Source organism: Methylocapsa polymorpha (assembly GCF_045689225.1).
Classification (GTDB): domain Bacteria; phylum Pseudomonadota; class Alphaproteobacteria; order Rhizobiales; family Beijerinckiaceae; genus Methylocapsa; species Methylocapsa polymorpha.
On record NZ_CP136862.1, the window covers coordinates 970,484 to 988,043 of the forward strand.

15 protein-coding genes are annotated in these 17,560 nt (G+C 61.4%); 13 read left to right on the plus strand and 2 right to left on the minus strand.

What is annotated here, in order from left to right; all coding sequences use genetic code 11:
* Window positions 1-47 precede the first annotated feature (47 nt).
* Window positions 48-926: a trypsin-like peptidase domain-containing protein gene (locus RZS28_RS04555; RefSeq protein WP_407340130.1), complete on the minus strand. Its 879-nt coding sequence runs from the start codon at window positions 924-926 to the stop codon at window positions 48-50.
* A 312-nt stretch (window positions 927-1,238) separates the two neighbouring features.
* Here RZS28_RS04555 and zapE point away from each other — a divergent pair, with 312 nt between their 5' ends.
* From zapE to sucD, 4 genes are all read left to right on the plus strand, one after another.
* Window positions 1,239-2,429, plus strand: a complete 1,191-nt coding sequence (gene zapE, locus RZS28_RS04560) for a cell division protein ZapE (RefSeq protein WP_407340132.1) — start codon at window positions 1,239-1,241, stop codon at window positions 2,427-2,429.
* Window positions 2,430-2,815: 386 nt separating this feature from the next.
* A complete protein-coding gene (mdh, locus tag RZS28_RS04565; RefSeq protein ID WP_407340134.1) occupies window positions 2,816-3,781 on the plus strand; it encodes a malate dehydrogenase in 966 nt (321 codons plus the stop codon).
* 310 nt (window positions 3,782-4,091) lie between these two features.
* Window positions 4,092-5,288 (plus strand): ADP-forming succinate--CoA ligase subunit beta, encoded by a 1,197-nt coding sequence (gene sucC, locus RZS28_RS04570; protein ID WP_407341043.1) that lies wholly within the window; start codon window positions 4,092-4,094, stop codon window positions 5,286-5,288.
* Between the two features lie 5 nt (window positions 5,289-5,293).
* Window positions 5,294-6,178: a succinate--CoA ligase subunit alpha gene (gene sucD / locus RZS28_RS04575; RefSeq protein ID WP_407340136.1), complete on the plus strand. Its 885-nt coding sequence runs from the start codon at window positions 5,294-5,296 to the stop codon at window positions 6,176-6,178.
* Between the two features lie 176 nt (window positions 6,179-6,354).
* On the opposite strand, the gene RZS28_RS04580 is transcribed toward sucD, so the two are convergent.
* On the minus strand, window positions 6,355-6,585 hold the full coding sequence (locus tag RZS28_RS04580; RefSeq protein ID WP_407340138.1) for a hypothetical protein: 231 nt from the start codon (window positions 6,583-6,585) through the stop codon (window positions 6,355-6,357).
* A 152-nt stretch (window positions 6,586-6,737) separates the two neighbouring features.
* On the opposite strand from RZS28_RS04580, the gene RZS28_RS04585 reads away from it, so the two are divergent.
* The 9 genes from RZS28_RS04585 (at window position 6,738) to kdpB (ending at window position 17,551) form a co-directional block, all read left to right on the plus strand.
* Complete coding sequence (locus RZS28_RS04585) at window positions 6,738-9,746, plus strand: 2-oxoglutarate dehydrogenase E1 component (protein ID WP_407340140.1); 3,009 nt, start codon at window positions 6,738-6,740, stop codon at window positions 9,744-9,746.
* Between the two features lie 83 nt (window positions 9,747-9,829).
* Window positions 9,830-11,071 carry a 2-oxoglutarate dehydrogenase complex dihydrolipoyllysine-residue succinyltransferase gene (odhB, locus tag RZS28_RS04590; protein WP_407340142.1) on the plus strand — a complete coding sequence of 414 codons (1,242 nt, stop codon included), beginning with the start codon at window positions 9,830-9,832 and terminating at the stop codon, window positions 11,069-11,071.
* A 50-nt stretch (window positions 11,072-11,121) separates the two neighbouring features.
* A complete protein-coding gene (locus tag RZS28_RS04595) occupies window positions 11,122-11,373 on the plus strand; it encodes a DUF4160 domain-containing protein (protein ID WP_407340144.1) in 252 nt (83 codons plus the stop codon).
* The gene (locus RZS28_RS04600) at window positions 11,370-11,660 is read left to right on the plus strand and encodes a hypothetical protein (protein ID WP_407340146.1); all 291 of its coding nucleotides are present in this window, start codon (window positions 11,370-11,372) and stop codon (window positions 11,658-11,660) included. The genes RZS28_RS04595 and RZS28_RS04600 overlap by 4 nt, the downstream gene beginning before the upstream one ends.
* A gap of 15 nt (window positions 11,661-11,675) precedes the next feature.
* Window positions 11,676-13,073: a dihydrolipoyl dehydrogenase gene (gene lpdA / locus RZS28_RS04605; RefSeq protein WP_407340148.1), complete on the plus strand. Its 1,398-nt coding sequence runs from the start codon at window positions 11,676-11,678 to the stop codon at window positions 13,071-13,073.
* Window positions 13,074-13,283: 210 nt separating this feature from the next.
* Window positions 13,284-13,469 (plus strand): hypothetical protein, encoded by a 186-nt coding sequence (locus tag RZS28_RS04610; RefSeq protein ID WP_407340150.1) that lies wholly within the window; start codon window positions 13,284-13,286, stop codon window positions 13,467-13,469.
* A 42-nt stretch (window positions 13,470-13,511) separates the two neighbouring features.
* Window positions 13,512-13,574 (plus strand): K(+)-transporting ATPase subunit F, encoded by a 63-nt coding sequence (kdpF, locus tag RZS28_RS04615; RefSeq protein ID WP_407341044.1) that lies wholly within the window; start codon window positions 13,512-13,514, stop codon window positions 13,572-13,574.
* A 56-nt stretch (window positions 13,575-13,630) separates the two neighbouring features.
* Window positions 13,631-15,418 (plus strand): potassium-transporting ATPase subunit KdpA, encoded by a 1,788-nt coding sequence (gene kdpA / locus RZS28_RS04620; RefSeq protein WP_407340152.1) that lies wholly within the window; start codon window positions 13,631-13,633, stop codon window positions 15,416-15,418.
* A 39-nt stretch (window positions 15,419-15,457) separates the two neighbouring features.
* A complete protein-coding gene (kdpB, locus tag RZS28_RS04625) occupies window positions 15,458-17,551 on the plus strand; it encodes a potassium-transporting ATPase subunit KdpB (protein WP_407340154.1) in 2,094 nt (697 codons plus the stop codon).
* The last annotated feature ends 9 nt before the right edge of the window (window positions 17,552-17,560 follow it).

Consider the following 17,560-nt stretch of genomic DNA (forward strand, 5'->3'; position numbering starts at 1 on the left):
CGCGGCGTTCATGCGTCGGCGCACAACCCGTCTGGCTGTGTAAAGGTCTATTTCGCGACCACGACCTTGGCGGCGGCGGCCATAACGGCTTTCTTGAAGGCGCCTTCGATCGTCACGGCGAAATTATAATGTGACTGCGAAAAAGGCGCCGAACGAAACGGCTTGTTGCTGCGCCAGCCGACCAAAATCGCGCCAACGACCGGATCGCCCGCGCCCATGATCACCGCGCCGCCGGATGCGCCATCCCCGGTCTCGCAATCGAAGGAGAATTCCCGCGTTCCTTCCGCCCCGACCGTCAATTGATCATGCAAGGCGCATTTTTCCATCGACAGCTTGCGCCCCTCGCCCCAGTCGATGTGACCACGGGCAATGAACTCGACAGGCATATTCGGGCGCGGCGATTCCGCGAGTCCATAAGGCGTCACCCCGTCGACCGGACGCTTGAGACGCGCCACGGCCCAATCATGTACCGCCTCGATCGCATAGGGATTGGTGCTGCCCGCGACAATTGAACTCAGGTCGATCGGAGTTCGGACCTGCTTGCCGTCGGCCTCGGTCACGAAGAAGCAGGCTTTGGCGCGTGGGGCGCCTTTTTCATCATAAAAGACATGGGCCGCCGTCGTCACCAGATCATCGGTCAAGGTGAGCTGGCCCGCGCCATGCGCAGCGCCGCATTCTATGAGGCCGGAGGCGGTGAACTTATGCCGAAGCTCCGCGGCGTTGAGCTTGTGCTCGGCGGCAAAATCCTCGACGGTGCGACGGCTGTTCTTGCCAAAAACAACGACCTTGGTGATTTCCGCGTCAACGAACGCCGGCGTCTTGGCTGGCGCCGCCTGCTCGAACAAGGGGGCGGCCGGTGCGTGGGTCGAGAGTCCGAAAAGGAACACACAACCAACAGCGGCGCGCAATCCGCCTTTATGGAACATCCCTTGTTCTCCCATCTCTTCAGTTGGTCAGCATAAGGTCGAGCGCAACCGTTAAGCAAGCTTTACAAAATCGTATTTTCCGATTGCGAAAACAAAAAGGCAGGATCGGCGCCAACGCGCTTTTTGCTCGGTCGATGCAACGCCGAAGGTTCGTTCGATTCCATTTTGCCGCGCGTCGATACTAGAGCGCGGCTGACGCAAATAGTGGATTTGCCGTCACAGCCCAGATAAAAAAGGATGAAGCCGCGCTCGCGCTCGATGGCGCGGCAGCTACGACCCCTCCAACGCATAGCGCTTTTCCTAGAGGTTCTGGTGTCGATCTCGCTTTTCGATCGTTATGCCGAAAAAGTGACCCGAGGCGACATCGAGCGCGACAATGGCCAGGACGTAGTCTTACGTAAGCTCGACCAATTGCGAAGCTCCCTCGCCAGCGATTCGCGGGCGCAAAGATCGAAGTCCATCGGCCGGCTGTTGCGCCCCAAGCCAATTGCCGCGCCCCTTCGCGGGCTCTACATTTGGGGCGCGGTCGGACGCGGCAAGACCATGCTGATGGATCTGTTTTTCGAGGCTGCGCCAGTCGCGCGCAAGCGCCGGGTCCATTTTCACGCCTTCATGGCCGATGTCCACGCGCGCATCCATGCCCTTCGCCAAGAGCTCTTGCGTCAAGACGCGCGGCGGGGCGCCGGAAAATGCGACGATCCAATCGCGGCCGCCGCGGATGCGATCGCCGAGACGAGCTCGCTGCTTTGCTTCGACGAGTTCAACGTCACCGACATCGCCGACGCCATGATCCTCGGGCGACTCTTTGCGGCTTTGTTCGCGCGCGGCGTCGTTATCGTGGCGACCTCGAACGTGAAGCCCGATGAGCTTTACAGGGATGGGCTCAATCGCGCGCTCTTTCTGCCCTTCATCAGCCTCATCGAAGACAAGATGGAGGTCGTGCGGCTCGAGGCTCGCGCCGACTTCCGGCTCGAAAAGCTGCAGGACCGCGTGGTCTATCATGTCCCGCCGAACGCGAAGTCGGCGGCGGCGCTGACGAGCGCCTTCAAGGCGCTGACCGGCGCCGAGCGCGGCCTGCCGATGACGCTCGACGTGCTCGGCCGCGCGCTCGCCGTGCCCGAGGCGCTCGCCAATGTGGCCCGGTTTTCCTTCACCGATCTTTGCGCGGCGGCCCTCGGTCCGGCGGACTATCTCGCCATCGCCCGGCAATTCCATACGGTGATCGTCGATTCGATTCCCGCGCTCGAAGCGGCGCAGAGAAACGAAGCCCGCCGCTTCATCACGCTGATCGATACGCTCTACGACCGGCATGTGAAGCTCATCGCATCCGCAGAGGCTGAGCCGGCCGACCTTTACCAAGCTGCGCAAGGGCGCGAAGCCCATGAATTCGCGCGGACGGCCTCGCGCCTCATCGAAATGCGCTCGGCCGCCTATCTCGGCCTGCCGCATGGTTCGCTCAATTCATTCGGCTCGGGCGACGCGAGCGGGCTGGTCGAAACGTGACGAACAATTCGCGCCAGAAGATAAACGCCTAGGGCGTCGATCGAATTTATCTATATCAGACGCGCTTCCGCTCAATCGATCGAACGCGCCTGTTGCGAACGCAAATACGCTAGCCGCGATAGCGGAGTTCAGCTATCATGCCAATGATCGAATCTCTCATTCGAACCCTGAATTTGCCTCTCGAAGCAAATCTCCCGAACTGCGCGGCTGTTCCTTAACATGCAGAAAACAAAGGGGTTTTCTAAGAAGCGTCCGCCCGTTCCCTTCCTATGGCCAATCTTGCCGCCGTTTTTGCGCCTCAACTGGGTTGAACAAGCCTCCAATATTCAGCACAACCTTTTTCCCGATCCTTCCCGGTTCGGCGGCCGACAAGGAAAGGCAAGAAAATGGCGCGCAGCAAGATCGCATTGATCGGAGCAGGTCAGATCGGCGGAACCCTCGCTCACCTCGCCGCTCTCAAGGAACTCGGGGACATTGTCCTCTTTGACATCGCCGAAGGCACGCCACAAGGCAAGGCGCTCGATCTCGCCGAATCCGGGCCCATCCATGGATTCAATGCGAGTCTCGTGGGCGCCAACGCCTATTCCGCGATCGCGGGCGCCGACGTCGTCATCGTCACCGCCGGCGTGCCGCGCAAGCCCGGAATGAGCCGCGACGATTTGCTCGGCATCAATCTGAAGGTCATGGAGGCGGTCGGCGAAGGCATCAGGCAATATGCTGCGGACGCCTTCGTGATCTGCATCACCAATCCCCTCGACGCCATGGTCTGGGCGCTGCAGAAATCCGCGAAATTGCCGGCGCAAAAGATCGTCGGCATGGCGGGGGTTCTCGATTCGGCCAGGTTCCGCCATTTCCTGGCCGAGGAATTCAAGGTCTCGGTCGAAGACGTCACCGCTTTCGTCCTCGGCGGCCATGGCGACGATATGGTGCCCTCCTTGCGCTATTCGACCGTCGCCGGCATTCCTTTGCCGGACCTTGTCGACATCGGCTGGACGACGCAGGCGAGGCTCGATGCGATCGTGGAGCGGACACGCAAGGGCGGCGGCGAGATCGTCAATTTCTTGAAGACGGGCTCGGCTTTCTACGCGCCGGCCGCATCCGCCATCGCGATGGCCGAATCCTATCTCAAGGACAAGCGCCGCGTGCTTCCCTGCGCGGCGAAGCTCAATGGCGAATATGGCGTCGACAATCTATATGTTGGCGTGCCGGTGGTCATCGGCGCCGATGGCGTTGAAAGAATCGTCGAGGTCAAGCTCGATCCCACCGAGCGCCAGATGTTCGACAAGTCGGTGGCCTCGGTGCGCGGACTCGTCGAAGCCTGCAAGGCCATCAACCCGGCCCTTGCAAGCTGATTTCATTTGCCGCAGCGCCTTCGCCAGGGATCTCATTCGAGGCCGAAGATTTGCATTAATGGGACCATGCGCCGCCCTTAATATAGATTCGAGGATTCGACGTGCCGAACTCGATTTCGCCCGAGGCGCCGGTAAGTTGATAAGCTCGAGTTCGAGCGCCATTGGTTTCGGTTGAACCATTATCTTCGCCCAGACGGCGATCGATTGATTGAACAAAAAGGCAAGCCCTTTGGAGGCGGCCTGGGAGGAAATCGGCTCCAGGATCTCGACCGGCGCCGCGGCATTGGCGCGGCCTAAAAGAGAAGTCGAAATGAACATTCACGAATACCAAGCCAAAGCCGTTCTCAGGGAATTCGGCGTCCCGGTTTCGCGTGGCGTTCCGGTGCTGAAGGCGAGCGACGCCGGAGCCGCCGCGAAAGAGCTTGGCGGTCCGCTGTGGGTCGTGAAATCGCAGATCCATGCCGGCGGCCGGGGCAAGGGAAAGTTCAAGGAGCCGGAGGCCGGCGACAAGGGCGGCGTGCGCCTCGCCAGATCGGTCGAGGAAGTCGAGACCTTCGTCAGCCAGATGCTCGGCAGGACCCTGGTGACTGCGCAGACCGGCCCCGCCGGCAAAGAGGTCAATCGGCTCTATCTCGAAGACGGCTCCGACATCGAAAAGGAGTTCTATCTGTCGCTTCTGGTCGACCGTTCGACGAGCCGCGTAGCTTTTGTCGTATCGACCGAAGGCGGCGTGGACATCGAAGAAGTCGCGCATCACAGGCCGGAGAAGATCGTCGCCTTTTCGATCGATCCGGTCACCGGGGCGCTGCCGCATCACGGCCGGACCGTCGCCAAGGCCCTGGGCCTTTCCGGCGATCTCGCCAAGCAAGCGGAGAAGCTCACCGCGCAGCTTTACGCGGCTTTCGTCGCCAAGGATATGGCGATGCTCGAGATCAATCCGCTCGTCGTCTCGTCGGAAGGACTGCTCAAATGTCTCGACGCCAAGATTTCCTTCGATTCGAACGCGCTTTACCGGCATCCCGAGATCGTCGCCCTGCGTGACGAAACCGAAGAGGACGCCAAGGAGATCGAAGCGTCGAAACATGATCTGAACTATGTCGCGCTCGACGGCGAGATCGGCTGCATGGTGAACGGCGCCGGCCTCGCCATGGCGACGATGGACATCATCAAGCTTTACGGCGCGGAGCCCGCCAATTTTCTCGACGTCGGCGGCGGCGCCACCAGGGACAAGGTGACGGCCGCGTTCAAGATTATCACCGCGGACCCCAAGGTGAAGGGAATCCTCGTCAACATCTTCGGCGGGATCATGAAATGCGACGTCATCGCCGAAGGCGTGATCGCGGCGGTGAAGGAGGTCGGCCTCGAGACGCCTCTTGTCGTGCGGCTCGAAGGCACCAATGTCGACCTCGGCAAGAAGATCATCGCCGAGTCCGGCTTCAACGTCATCGCCGCCGACGACCTCGACGACGCCGCGCAAAAGATCGTCAGCGCGGTCGGGAAGGCTTAGGAAAAATGTCGATTCTCATCACCGGGCAAACGAAGGTCATCTGCCAGGGCTTTACCGGCAAGAACGGCACGTTTCACTCCGAGCAGGCGATCGGCTACGGAACCCGGATGGTCGGCGGCACATCGCCCGGCAAGGGCGGCGCGACGCATCTTGGCCTGCCGGTCTTCGACACGGTCGTCGAGGCGCGCGAGGCCACCGGCGCCGACGCCAGCGTCATTTATGTTCCGCCGCCGGCCGCGGCCGACGCGATCTGCGAAGCCATCGACGCCGAAATTCCGCTGATCGTCTGCATCACGGAGGGCATTCCGGTCGGCGACATGATCAAGGTCAAACGCGCGCTTTCCGGCACGAAGTCGCGCCTGGTCGGGCCGAACTGCCCCGGCGTCATGACCGCCGGCGAATGCAAGATCGGCATCATGCCCGGCAATATTTTCAAGAAAGGTTCGGTCGGCGTCGTCTCGCGCTCGGGGACCTTGACTTATGAAGCGGTGTTTCAGACCACCCGTGAAGGCCTCGGCCAGACCACCGCTGTCGGAATTGGCGGCGATCCGGTGAAAGGGCTGGACTTCATCGAGATCCTCGAAATGTTCCTGGGCGATCCCGACACCAAGTCGATTATCCTGATCGGCGAGATCGGCGGATCCGCCGAGGAGGACGCCGCGCAATTCATCGCGGACGAAGCAAAGCGCGGCCGCAAGAAGCCGATCGTCGGATTCATCGCCGGCCGCACCGCGCCGCCCGGCCGGCGCATGGGTCATGCCGGCGCAATCATCGCTGGCGGCAAGGGCGGCGCGGAAGACAAGATCGCGGCGCTGGAGGCCGCCGGCGTCCGGGTCTCGGCGTCGCCCGCGCGGCTCGGCCGGACGCTCGTCGAGCTCTTGCAACGCTGACGCTCCACTGGACGCTTCAGGCGAAATAACAGAGGCTTGAATTTTTTGAATGGATTATTGCTGTTAGAGCATGTTCCGAAAAAGTTGATCGACTTTTTCGATCAGAACATGCTCCAACTCTTTGAATTTGAGCGATTCCTTTTCGATCAGATGATTCCATCTGATCGGGAAGCGCTCTAGGCTGAGGAAAAGCGCTCCCGGCGCAGTTCGCGATTCGCCATCGCCCTACTGACGCCGAACTGCGCCAGATCAATACGCCGAAGCTTGCCCTGATCGAAAATGTCGGTCAACTTTTCCAGGACATGCTCGAGCAAAAATTCGATCGCAAGATCCGTTTCGACTTGATCGGATTTTGCTGGAAGGCCGGTTTGCTCTGACTGGGTGGCGGAAGCGAACCAAACGGACATGCCCGGCGAACCTGCGGAGTTGAAAGCGTCTCGCTGGATTTTCCGAGGAGCGGACAGGCGTTCGCGACAAGAAAATGGCTTAAAATCAACAGGAGGAAGCTGATTCCGACCGCATGCGGCCGGAACGCGCTTCCGCCTCGACGGAGATGACGATGGCCCGGCAAGATACAAATGGCGCAGTAAACGGTTCGGGCGGCGCGGGCAACGGCCGCTCGGCGCCTAACGCCAAATTCGCGCGGACTTCGTTTCTCTATGGCGGCAACGCCGCTTACGTCGAACAGCTTCAGGACGCCTATCGGCGCGATCCCGCCTCCGTCGATCCTGAATGGCGCGAATTCTTCGACCAAATGAACGATGATCGCGCGGCGATCGAAAAAAACGCGCATGGCCCGCATTGGAAGGCGCCGAACTGGCCGGTCGCCGCCAATGGCGAACTGGTCTCCGCGCTGGACGGCAATTGGGCCGCAACCGAAAAGCAGATCGCCGCCAAGCTGGAGGCCAAGGCCAGCGGCGCCGGCGCGGTTTCGCAGGCCGATCTCCTGCGCGCGACGCGCGACTCGGTGCGCGCCTTGATGATGATCCGCGCCTATCGCATGCGCGGCCATCTCCACGCCAATTTAGACCCGCTCGGGTTGGAATCGCCGAATGGCCATGAAGAGCTCGATCCCGCGACCTATGGCTTCGCCGAGGCCGATTACGATCGCAAGATCTTCCTCGATCATGTCCTCGGCCTCGAATATGCGACCGTCCGCGAAATGCTGCAGATCTTGCGCCGCACCTATTGCGGCACGATCGGCTTCGAGTTCATGCACATATCGGATCCAGGCGAAAAGGCCTGGATGCAGGAGCGGATCGAGGGCCCCGGCAAGGAGATCACCTTCACCAAGGAGGGCAAGCGCGCCATCCTGAACAAGCTCGTCGAGGCCGAGGGCTTCGAGAAATTCCTCGACCTGAAATATACCGGCACCAAGCGTTTCGGCCTGGACGGCGGCGAGGCCATGGTGCCCGCGCTCGAGCAAATCATCAAGCGCGGCGGCGCCTTGGGCGTCAAGGACATCGTGCTCGGCATGGCCCATCGCGGCCGCCTCAATGTCCTCTCGCAAGTCATGGGCAAGCCGCATCGCGCGATCTTTCACGAGTTCAAAGGCGGCTCCTTCACGCCGGAAGAGGTCGAAGGTTCGGGCGACGTCAAATATCACCTCGGCGCGTCGTCCGACCGCGATTTCGACCACAACAAGGTCCATCTCTCCTTGACCGCGAATCCGTCGCATCTCGAGATCGTCGATCCTGTCGTGCTCGGGAAGGTTCGCGCCAAGCAGGATCAGTTATGCGACATTGTCGATCGCACCAGGGTGCTGCCCTTGCTCATCCATGGCGACGCGGCCTTCGCCGGGCAAGGCGTGATTGCCGAATGTTTCGGCCTCTCCGGCTTGAAGGGCTATCGGACCGGCGGCTCGATCCATTTCATCATCAACAATCAGATCGGCTTCACCACCACGCCGCGCCATTCGCGCTCCTCGCCCTATCCGTCCGACACCGCCAAAATGATCGAGGCGCCGATCATTCACGTCAATGGCGACGACCCAGAGGCCGTGGTCTACGCCGCCAAGGTCGCAATCGAGTTCCGGCAGAAATTCCACAAGCCCGTCGTCATCGACATGTTCTGCTATCGCCGCTTCGGCCATAATGAAGGCGATGAGCCGGCCTTCACCCAGCCGCTGATGTACAAGAGGATCCGTTCGCACAAGACGACGCTCGAAATCTACGCCGCAAAGCTTGTCGCGCAGGATGTCTTGACCATGGGCGAGGTCGAGAAGCTGCAAGCGAATTGGCGCCACCATCTCGAGACGTCGTTCGAAGCCAGCCAATCCTATAAGCCGAACAAGGCCGACTGGCTCGATGGCCGCTGGGCGGGCCTCAAGCCGGCGCTGGCCAGCGGCGAGGACGCCCGGCGTGGCCGCACCGGCGTCGAGCTCGCGCGCCTGAAGGAGATCGGCGGGCGCCTCACGACGGTTCCGGAAGGATTCGAGCTCCATCGCACGATTCGCCGCCTCCTCGACAATCGCAGCAAGATGATCGAGACGGGCGATGGCGTCGACTGGTCGACGGCTGAGGCGCTCGCCTTCGCCTGTCTCGTCGATGAAGGCCATCCGGTGCGTCTCTCCGGCCAGGACAGCGAGCGCGGCACCTTCTCGCAACGGCATTCCGTCCTGATCGACCAGCAGACGGAAGCCCGCTATATTCCCTTGAACAATATCCGCGACGGCCAGGCCCATTTCGAGGTCTTGAATTCGATGCTCTCGGAGGAGGCCGTGCTCGGGTTCGAATATGGCTATTCCCTCGCCGAACCCAATGCGCTGGTTCTCTGGGAGGCGCAGTTCGGCGATTTCGCCAATGGCGCGCAGGTCGTGTTCGATCAGTTCATCTCGTCGGGCGAACGCAAATGGCTGCGCATGTCGGGCCTCGTCTGCCTCCTGCCGCATGGCTACGAAGGCCAGGGGCCGGAACATTCCTCGGCGCGGCTCGAGCGCTATCTGCAACTCTGCGCCGAAGACAATATGCAGGTCGCCAATTGCACGACGCCGGCGAATTACTTTCATATCCTGCGTCGTCAATTGAAGCGCGACATCCGCAAGCCGCTCATCCTCATGACGCCGAAATCGCTTTTGCGCCACAAGCGCGCCGTATCGAATCTCGCCGAGATGGCGGCGGGCTCGTCGTTCCATCGAGTCCTGGCCGATGACGCCGAGCATTTGGCCGGCGAGTCGATCAGACTCGCGCAAGACGCAGAAATCCGCCGCGTCGTTCTTTGCTCCGGCAAAATCTATTACGATCTTTATGAGGAGCGCGAGAAGCGCGGCGTTGAAGACGTCTATCTGTTGCGCGTCGAGCAGCTCTATCCGTTTCCGCTGAAGGCGCTCGCCACGAGGCTGTCGCGCTTCAAGCAGGCGGATGTGGTCTGGTGTCAGGAAGAACCGAAGAACATGGGCTCATGGAGCTTCGTCGAATCCTATCTCGAATGGGTGCTCGCCCAGGCGGGCGGCAAGACCAAACGGCCGCGCTACGCCGGAAGGCCGGCCTCGGCCGCCACGGCGACGGGGCTGATGTCGAAACATCTGGCCCAGCTCAAGACAATCCTGGACGAGGTTTTCGCAGCCTAGATTAAACTGGGTTCGGCGAGCCGCTTCTTTTCCCACAGCAAGCAACTTTCTCGAAAGGCCGCATGGCGGCAGGCGTGACGAACATGGCGACTGAAATCCGCGTTCCGACCTTGGGCGAATCCGTCACCGAAGCAACGATAGGACGTTGGTTCAAGAAGGCGGGCGACTCCGTGACAGCGGACGAGCCGATCGTCGAGCTCGAAACCGACAAGGTGACGCTCGAGGTGAACGCGCCGGCCTCCGGCGTGCTGGCGGAAATCGCGGCCAAGGATGGCGATACGGTGGAGGTTGGCGCGCTGCTCGGGCAGATCGCCGAAGGCGCCGCGACGCTGGTCAAGGGCGAAGCCAAACCGGCCGCGCCGCCTGCCGCCATGCAAGCTCCGTCGCTCGCGCCGAAACCGGCGCCCGGGCCGACCGCCATGCCGCCCTCGCCCGCCGCCGCCAAGATCGCGGCGGATCATGGCCTCGACGCCGCCGCCATCGAAGGATCGGGCAAGCGCGGCCAGGTCCTCAAGGGCGATGTCCTCGATCGCATCGCCAAGGCTCCAGCCGTAGCTCCTGCTCCGGCCGCGACGCTCGCTCCCGCCCCTGTTCAGGTCCGCGCCCCCGCTCCGCCATCGGACGCGGCGCGGGAAGAACGCGTCCGCATGACGAGGCTGCGCCAAACCATCGCGAGAAGGCTGAAGGACGCGCAGAACACCGCCGCCATGCTGACGACCTTCAACGAGGTCGACATGACCGAGGTCATGGCGTTGCGCGCCAAATACAAGGATCTGTTTGAGAAGAAGCACGCGACGAAGCTTGGCTTCATGGGCTTTTTCGTCAAGGCCTGCGTCAGCGCGCTGAAGGAGGTCCCCGCCGTCAACGCCGAGATCGATGGCGACGATCTCATCTACAAGAATTACTACCATCTCGGCATCGCCGTCGGAACGGACAAGGGCCTCGTCGTCCCCGTCGTGCGTGATTGCGATCGGCTCGGCCTCGCCGGCGTCGAGAAAGCGATCGCCGATCTCGGCAAGCGCGCGCGGGAGGGAAAGCTCGCGATCGATGAGCTGCAGGGCGGCACGTTCACCATCACCAATGGCGGCATTTACGGCTCGCTGATGTCGACGCCGATCCTCAATGCGCCGCAATCGGGCATTCTCGGAATGCACAAGATCCAAGAGCGTCCAGTTGTGGTCGCCGGCAAGATCGAGATCCGGCCGATGATGTATCTCGCGCTCTCCTATGATCACAGGATCGTCGACGGCAAGGAGGCGGTGACATTCCTGGTGCGGGTGAAGGAGGCTTTGGAGGACCCGGCGCGGCTGGTACTTGATCTTTGAGGTTTGCGCGTAGGCTCCCGCTGATTTAATTGCTAGGGCAAGACCTATATATGCCGACAGTCGCAACGATCGACGGCGTCAAGATCCAATTCTACTTCGATGAACATCCGCCGCCGCACTTTCACGCAGTTTTTGCTGAATTCACGGCTCAAATCCAAATCGATCCGTCGCAGGTCTTGCGAGGGTCATTGCCGCAGGCGAAGCTTGCGGCCGTGCTTGACTGGACAAGAAAGAATCGGGACGCATTGACGAGCGCCTGGGCCGCCGCCGCGGCCGGTCGGAAGCCAAAGAGGCTGCAATGAGCGAGATCATACGCATGAAGTCCGTCGAGCCGATCCTTCACGGAGTCGTAAAGATCGTTTGGCTCGACGGATATGAGGCGGTCGTCGATCTGCGGCCGGTCATTTCAGAAGGCGAGGCGTTCGCCTTTCTCAGGCGCTCGCAGGAGCGCTTTCGCGCGGTGAAGCTCGCCAACTTCGGTCATGCGATTTATTGGCTCGACGACCAGGGCGACGAGATCGATTTCGGATCGGACTCTTTACGCCGGCGGGCCGAACGCCAGGCCGACATCCTCCGGCAAGCCAGCTAACGTCTGAAGGGTCACATGTCCTACGATCTCATCGTCATTGGAACCGGCCCCGGCGGCTATGTCTGCGCCATTCGCGCCGCGCAGCTCGACCTCAAGGTCGCCGTCGTCGAAAAGCGCAAGACCCATGGCGGGACCTGCCTCAACATCGGCTGCATCCCGTCCAAGGCCTTGCTCCACGCGTCGGAAAAATTCGCCGAAGCCGAGCATGAGCTCGCCGCCTTCGGCGTCATCACCGACAAGCCGCGGCTCGATCTTTTGGCGATGATGAAGCACAAGGACGAGACGGTGGCCGCCAATGTCAATGGCGTCGCCTTTCTCTTCAAGAAGAACAAGATCGACGCCTTCCACGGGCTGGCCTCGATCAGGGCGCCGGGCGAGGTCGAGGTGAAGGCCGAGGACGGCTCGACGCAGACTCTGACAGCGAAAAACATCGTCATCGCCACGGGATCGGATGTCACGGAGCTTCCAGGCGTCGAGATCGATGAGAAGATCATCGTGTCCTCAACCGGCGCGCTTTCCCTCGCCAAGGTTCCGGCCCGAATGCTCATTGTCGGCGCCGGCGTCATCGGGCTTGAGCTAGGCTCCGTCTGGAGCCGACTCGGCAGCAAGGTGACCGTGGTCGAGTATCTTGATCGCATCCTGCCCGGCCTCGACGGGGAAACAGCCAAGCAATTTCAGCGCATCCTGCAGAAGCAAGGATTTGAGCTCCATCTCGGCCACAAGGTCGCGAAAGTGGAGAAGCTGGCGTCAGGGCTGAGCGTTTCGATCGAGCCCGCGGCCGGTGGCGAGGCGTCAAAGCTCGAAGCCGATGTCGTCCTTGTGGCGATCGGCCGCCGCCCGGTCACGCAAGGCCTCGGCTTGGAGATGCTCGGCGTCGCGCTCGATCGCGGCCGTGTCGTGATCGACGATCATTTCGCAACCAACATTCCCGGAATCTACGCCATCGGCGATGTCGTGCGGGGCCCCATGCTCGCCCATAAGGCGCAGGAGGAGGGCGTCGCCGTGGCGGAGATCATCGCCGGGCAGCATGGCCATGTGAATTATGAGGCGATCCCGTCCGTCGTCTACACAATGCCGGAGATCGCCACAGTCGGCGCCACGGAGGAAGAGCTCAAAGCCAAGGGCGTCGCCTATAAGGTCGGGAAGTTCCCCTTCACCGCCAACGGCCGGGCGCGGGCGATGCGGCGCATGGATGGATTCGTGAAGATCCTCGCCGACGCCGCGACCGACCGCGTGCTCGGCGTTCACATCATCGGCGCCGGCGCCGGCGAAATGATCGCCGAGGCGGTCGTGCTGATGGAATTCGGCGGTTCGGCCGAGGATCTGGCGCGGACCTGCCACGCTCACCCGACCATGTCTGAAGCCGTGAAGGAAGCCGCGCTCGCCGTAGACAAGCGGGCGATTCACATTTAAGGCTAAGCTAGGCCGTCGCCGGCCCTGTTTGAGACAAAGCGGACCCGGGACTTATGGAGCTTATATTTCGTCCGCCCTTGTTCCATCTCGCTTCTTAATAAACGTTTAGCTATCAGCCTGTCACGCAGCAGTTCAAGCCTCCGCAAATTTCCTGCGATGCCTTGACGGGCGCTCCATCGGATGCGCCCCGTCTTAATTTGGGGAAGTCGCATGGCGCTTACCATTGTCATGTTTTTCGTGCTGATCGCTCTCTATGTCGCGATGTTTGGCGTCGTCAAGTTCGCCGAGAACATCATCGCCAAGCCACTCGCGCTGTTGGACAACGGCGACGTGATGACCACAAACAGCGCCAAATCTTCTCAAACTAACCGCGATCTTGTCAGCCGCGCCGACTAGAGCAAATTGGAGATCGCCATGTTAGCGTTAGATGCCCTCGCAATGCTTGTCGCGCTTTTGGTGATCTACCTGTTCTATGCGGTCATAAACCCGGAAAAATTCTGACCGCACGCGCCGAAGGCTTAAAGCTTCGGAAGGCTTAAAGCTTCGAAGGAGTCCCTATGGCCGCCTCGGCTTGGCTGCAGATCATCTTCACTCTGCTTGCGATCTTCCTGCTGAGCGTCCCGGCAGGCCGCTACATGGCCCGGATCGTCATGGGCCAGACGACGGGCTTCGACAAGTTCTTCGATCCGATCGACAACGTCATCTATTTCCTCATCGGCCGCAAGGTTGCAAGCCAAGCAATGACATGGAAGGTCTACACCTTCCATATGCTGGCGACCAATCTTGTCATGGCGCTGATCATCTTTGCGATTTTTTCGTTTCAGGATCGTCTGCCGCTTAACCAACCGGGCTTCCCGGGGATGGAGCCCTTTCAAGCATTCAACGAGGCGATAAGCTTCATCACCAACACCAATTGGCAGAGCTATAGCGGCGAGTCGACGCTTTCCAACTTCAGCCAAATGGGCGCCATCACCTTTCCGATGTTCACCTCGGCCGCAACGGGCTTCGTCGTGGCGATGGCGTGGATTCGCGCCTTCACCGTCACGAACGGCGGCTCCGACCTCGGCAATTTCTACCGGGATCTGATCCGCTTCCTCACGCGCGTTTTGATCCCTGTCTGTTTCGTCATGGCGCTGGTGATGATCGCAGAAGGCTCGGTTCAGACCCTGGATGCGAGCCTGACTGCGAACACCCTGCAAGGGGTTGATCAGACGATCGTCGTAGGTCCCGTCGCTTCGCAAGGCGCGATCGAGCTTTTCGGCACGAACGGCGGCGGCTTCTACAATGTCAACGCCGCGCATCCCTTCCAGAATCCCACGCCCGTCACCAACATTATCCTGATGGTTCTGATGGCCGTTTTGCCGGCCGCGATCGTCGTCACCTTTGGCGAGATGATCGGCAATCGCCGGCAGGCCTGGGTGCTCTATGGCGTCATGGGCTCGTTGGTCGTTCTTTTCCTGCTGCTTTGCGTCATTCCCGAGCAGCGCAGCACGCCGATCCTCAGGCATGCCGGCATCGAGACCGAGGCGACCGTGCCGACTGTGGCGCATTGGCGCGCTATTCGCGCCGGGATCGAAAGCAACGCGAGCGTCGACCAGCCTGGCGGCAATATGGAGGGCAAGGAGGTTCGCTTCGGCATCTCCGGCAGCGGACTGTTTGCGGACATCACGACCGCCTTCACGACGGGCGCGGTCAACTCCGCCCATGACAGTTACACGCCGCTCCCCGGCGTCTCGATGTTGGGCCAGATGATGCTGCAATGCGTGTTCGGCGGCAAGGGAATAGGGTTCCTCAACGCGTTGATCTACGGCTTGATCGCCGTTTTCGTAGCAGGGCTGATGGTCGGCCGCACGCCCGAGTTCCTCGGCAAGAAGATCGAGAAGCAGGAAATCATCCTCGTCTCGCTGGCCCTGCTGATCCATCCGCTGGTCATTCTCACGCCGACCGGCTGGTCGATGGTTGCGCCCTACGCCTTGTCCTCGCTCGGCAATAACGGGATCCACGGCTTTTCCGAAATCCTTTACGCCTTCGCCTCCGGGGCGGCGGACAATGGCTCGACATTTGCCGGCCTCAACGCCAATACAGCCTGGTTCAACCTGGCGCTCGCCGTCGTCATTTTCATCGGCCGCTATCCCCCCATCATATTCCTGATGGCGGTCGCCGGTTCGGTCGCGAGCAAGCCAACCACGCCGGCGACGACGAGCACGCTGCGCACCGACACCGTCGCGTTCGGCGCATTCTGGCTCGCGACGATCCTGATCGTCGGCGCGCTAACGTTCTTCCCGGCGCTCGTCCTTGGGCCGCTCGCCGAGTTCTTCGCCATGAAGAACGGGGTCGCCTTCTAGCTGACGCGCTCGGCCTAGGGTCGACGCCGGAGAACGCCCATGACGCCAAAACGAAAAACCACAGCAAAGATCGGGCCGCTCGGGCGGCAATTTCGCGGCGTGCAACCGCAAGGCGCCTACACCGCCGATCTGTTTTGGCGGGCGTTCAAGGAATCTCTCGTTAAATTCCAGCCGCGCGTGCAGATCCGGAATCCGGTGATGTTCGTCGTCTGGGTCGGGTCGCTCGTGACCCTCGCGCTGACGATCGAGCCGAACCTGTTCGGGCCATCGAGCGCCTCTCGAGGCTACAATGGCGTTGTGATGGCGATCCTTGTCTTGACGGTCTGGTTCGCGAACTATGCCGAGGCGCTCGCCGAAGGACGCGGCAAGGCGAAGGCCGCCGCGTTGCGGCGGACCCGCTCCGACCTCGTCGGCGTCCGCATCCTCGATGACGGGCGCAAGCAGACTGTCCCGGCAAGGGATCTGCGCAAGGACGATGTGGTCCGCGTGGAGAAGGACCATGTCATGCCGGCCGATGGCGAGGTCATCGAGGGCGCCGCCTACGTCAATGAAGCGGCCATTACAGGTGAATCCGCACCTGTGCTCAAGGAGCCCGGAACCGATATTTTCTCATCCGTCACGGCTGGAACGACCGTCATCTCCGACTGGCTGCTCATCCGCGTCACCACCAATCCTGGCGACACCTTCCTCGATCGGATGATCCATCTCGTTGAAGGCGCCAAGCGGCAGAAGACGCCGAACGAGGTCGCCCTCACCGTGCTTCTCTCGGTCCTGACGCTGATTTTCGTGATCGTCGTCGCGTCGATCGCGCCGGTAGCTGCATATCTGCAGGCGCAGATCAATATCGCCGATCTTGTGGCGTTGCTCGTTGCGCTCATCCCGACGACGATTGGCGCGCTGCTCTCGGCCATCGGCATCGCCGCCATCGACCGCACGATGCGATTCAATGTGCTGGCGATGTCGGGCAAGGCCGTCGAAGCAGCCGGCGACGTGCAGACGCTGATCCTAGACAAGACCGGAACGATCACCACCGGCAATCGCGAAGCGAATGACTTCATCGCTGTGGCTGGCGTCCAGCAGAGCGACTTGGTTCAGGCCGCGTTCCTCGCATCCTATTTCGACACGACGCCGGAAGGCCGATCCGTCATTTCATGCAGCGTCGCGCGCGGCGCGGAGCCGGCGGTCGGTCTCGACCAGGCGAAGGGACTGGACTTTTCGGCGCAGACCCGCATGAGCGGCATCGATCTTGGAGACGGCAGGGTCATCCGTAAAGGCGCGGTGAGCGCCGTCGTTCGTCATGCGGCTGATGAGTTCCATGCTTCACCCCCGGCGGATCTTCAGGCGATCGCCGATCGCGTCTCCAAGATGGGAGCGACGCCGCTCGCCATTAGCGTCGACGGCGACATCCTCGGAATCGTCGTTCTCTCCGACACGTTGAAGCCGGGCATACGGGAGCGCATCGAGCAATTGCGGAAGATGGCGATCCGCACCATCATGGTCACCGGCGACAATCCGATCACCGCCCAGACGATCGCGGCCGAGGCGGGCGTTGATGAGTTCGTCGCCGAAGTGAATCCTGAGGAGAAACTGCGCCTCGTGCGGCGCGAGCAGAGCGAAGGGCGGCTGGTTGCGATGACCGGCGACGGCACCAATGACGCGCCGGCGTTGGCGCAGGCGGATGTGGGCCTCGCCATGCACTCTGGAACGATGGCGGCGAAGGAGGCGGCCAATCTCGTCGACCTCGATTCCGATCCGACCAAGCTCACCGATCTCGTCGCCATCGGCAAGCAGATGTTGATCACGCGCGGCGCCCTGACGACCTTCTCGATCGCCAATGACGTAGCGAAATATTTCGCCATCATTCCCGCGATGTTCATCGTCGCCCTTCCGGGTCTGGCGGCGTTGAACGTCATGGGGCTGGCGACGCCGCGAAGCGCAGTCCTATCGGCGCTGATCTTCAACGCGCTGATCATTCCGCTGCTGATCCCCCTCGCGCTGCGCGGCGTGCATTTTCGCGTTGAGACGGCGGCGAATTTGTTTTCCCGCAACCTGTGGATCTACGGCGTCGGCGGCCTGATCGCGCCCTTTATCGGCATCAAGTTGATCGATTTCCTGATTGCGCCGCTGGTCTGAGAGGAACGC

What these genes read in the sequence shown, in the direction of transcription:
- RZS28_RS04580 (WP_407340138.1), bottom strand. Translation starts at nt 6,585, where the DNA reads ATGTCCGTTTGGTTCGCTTCCGCCACCCAGTCAGAGCAAACCGGCCTT.
- sucC (WP_407341043.1), top strand. Translation starts at nt 4,092, where the DNA reads ATGAACATTCACGAATACCAAGCCAAAGCCGTTCTCAGGGAATTCGGC.
- RZS28_RS04555 (WP_407340130.1), bottom strand. Translation starts at nt 926, where the DNA reads ATGTTCCATAAAGGCGGATTGCGCGCCGCTGTTGGTTGTGTGTTCCTT.
- RZS28_RS04585 (WP_407340140.1), top strand. Translation starts at nt 6,738, where the DNA reads ATGGCCCGGCAAGATACAAATGGCGCAGTAAACGGTTCGGGCGGCGCG.
- RZS28_RS04595 (WP_407340144.1), top strand. Translation starts at nt 11,122, where the DNA reads ATGCCGACAGTCGCAACGATCGACGGCGTCAAGATCCAATTCTACTTC.
- RZS28_RS04600 (WP_407340146.1), top strand. Translation starts at nt 11,370, where the DNA reads ATGAGCGAGATCATACGCATGAAGTCCGTCGAGCCGATCCTTCACGGA.
- odhB (WP_407340142.1), top strand. Translation starts at nt 9,830, where the DNA reads ATGGCGACTGAAATCCGCGTTCCGACCTTGGGCGAATCCGTCACCGAA.
- kdpA (WP_407340152.1), top strand. Translation starts at nt 13,631, where the DNA reads ATGGCCGCCTCGGCTTGGCTGCAGATCATCTTCACTCTGCTTGCGATC.
- lpdA (WP_407340148.1), top strand. Translation starts at nt 11,676, where the DNA reads ATGTCCTACGATCTCATCGTCATTGGAACCGGCCCCGGCGGCTATGTC.
- mdh (WP_407340134.1), top strand. Translation starts at nt 2,816, where the DNA reads ATGGCGCGCAGCAAGATCGCATTGATCGGAGCAGGTCAGATCGGCGGA.
- kdpB (WP_407340154.1), top strand. Translation starts at nt 15,458, where the DNA reads ATGACGCCAAAACGAAAAACCACAGCAAAGATCGGGCCGCTCGGGCGG.
- sucD (WP_407340136.1), top strand. Translation starts at nt 5,294, where the DNA reads ATGTCGATTCTCATCACCGGGCAAACGAAGGTCATCTGCCAGGGCTTT.
- RZS28_RS04610 (WP_407340150.1), top strand. Translation starts at nt 13,284, where the DNA reads ATGGCGCTTACCATTGTCATGTTTTTCGTGCTGATCGCTCTCTATGTC.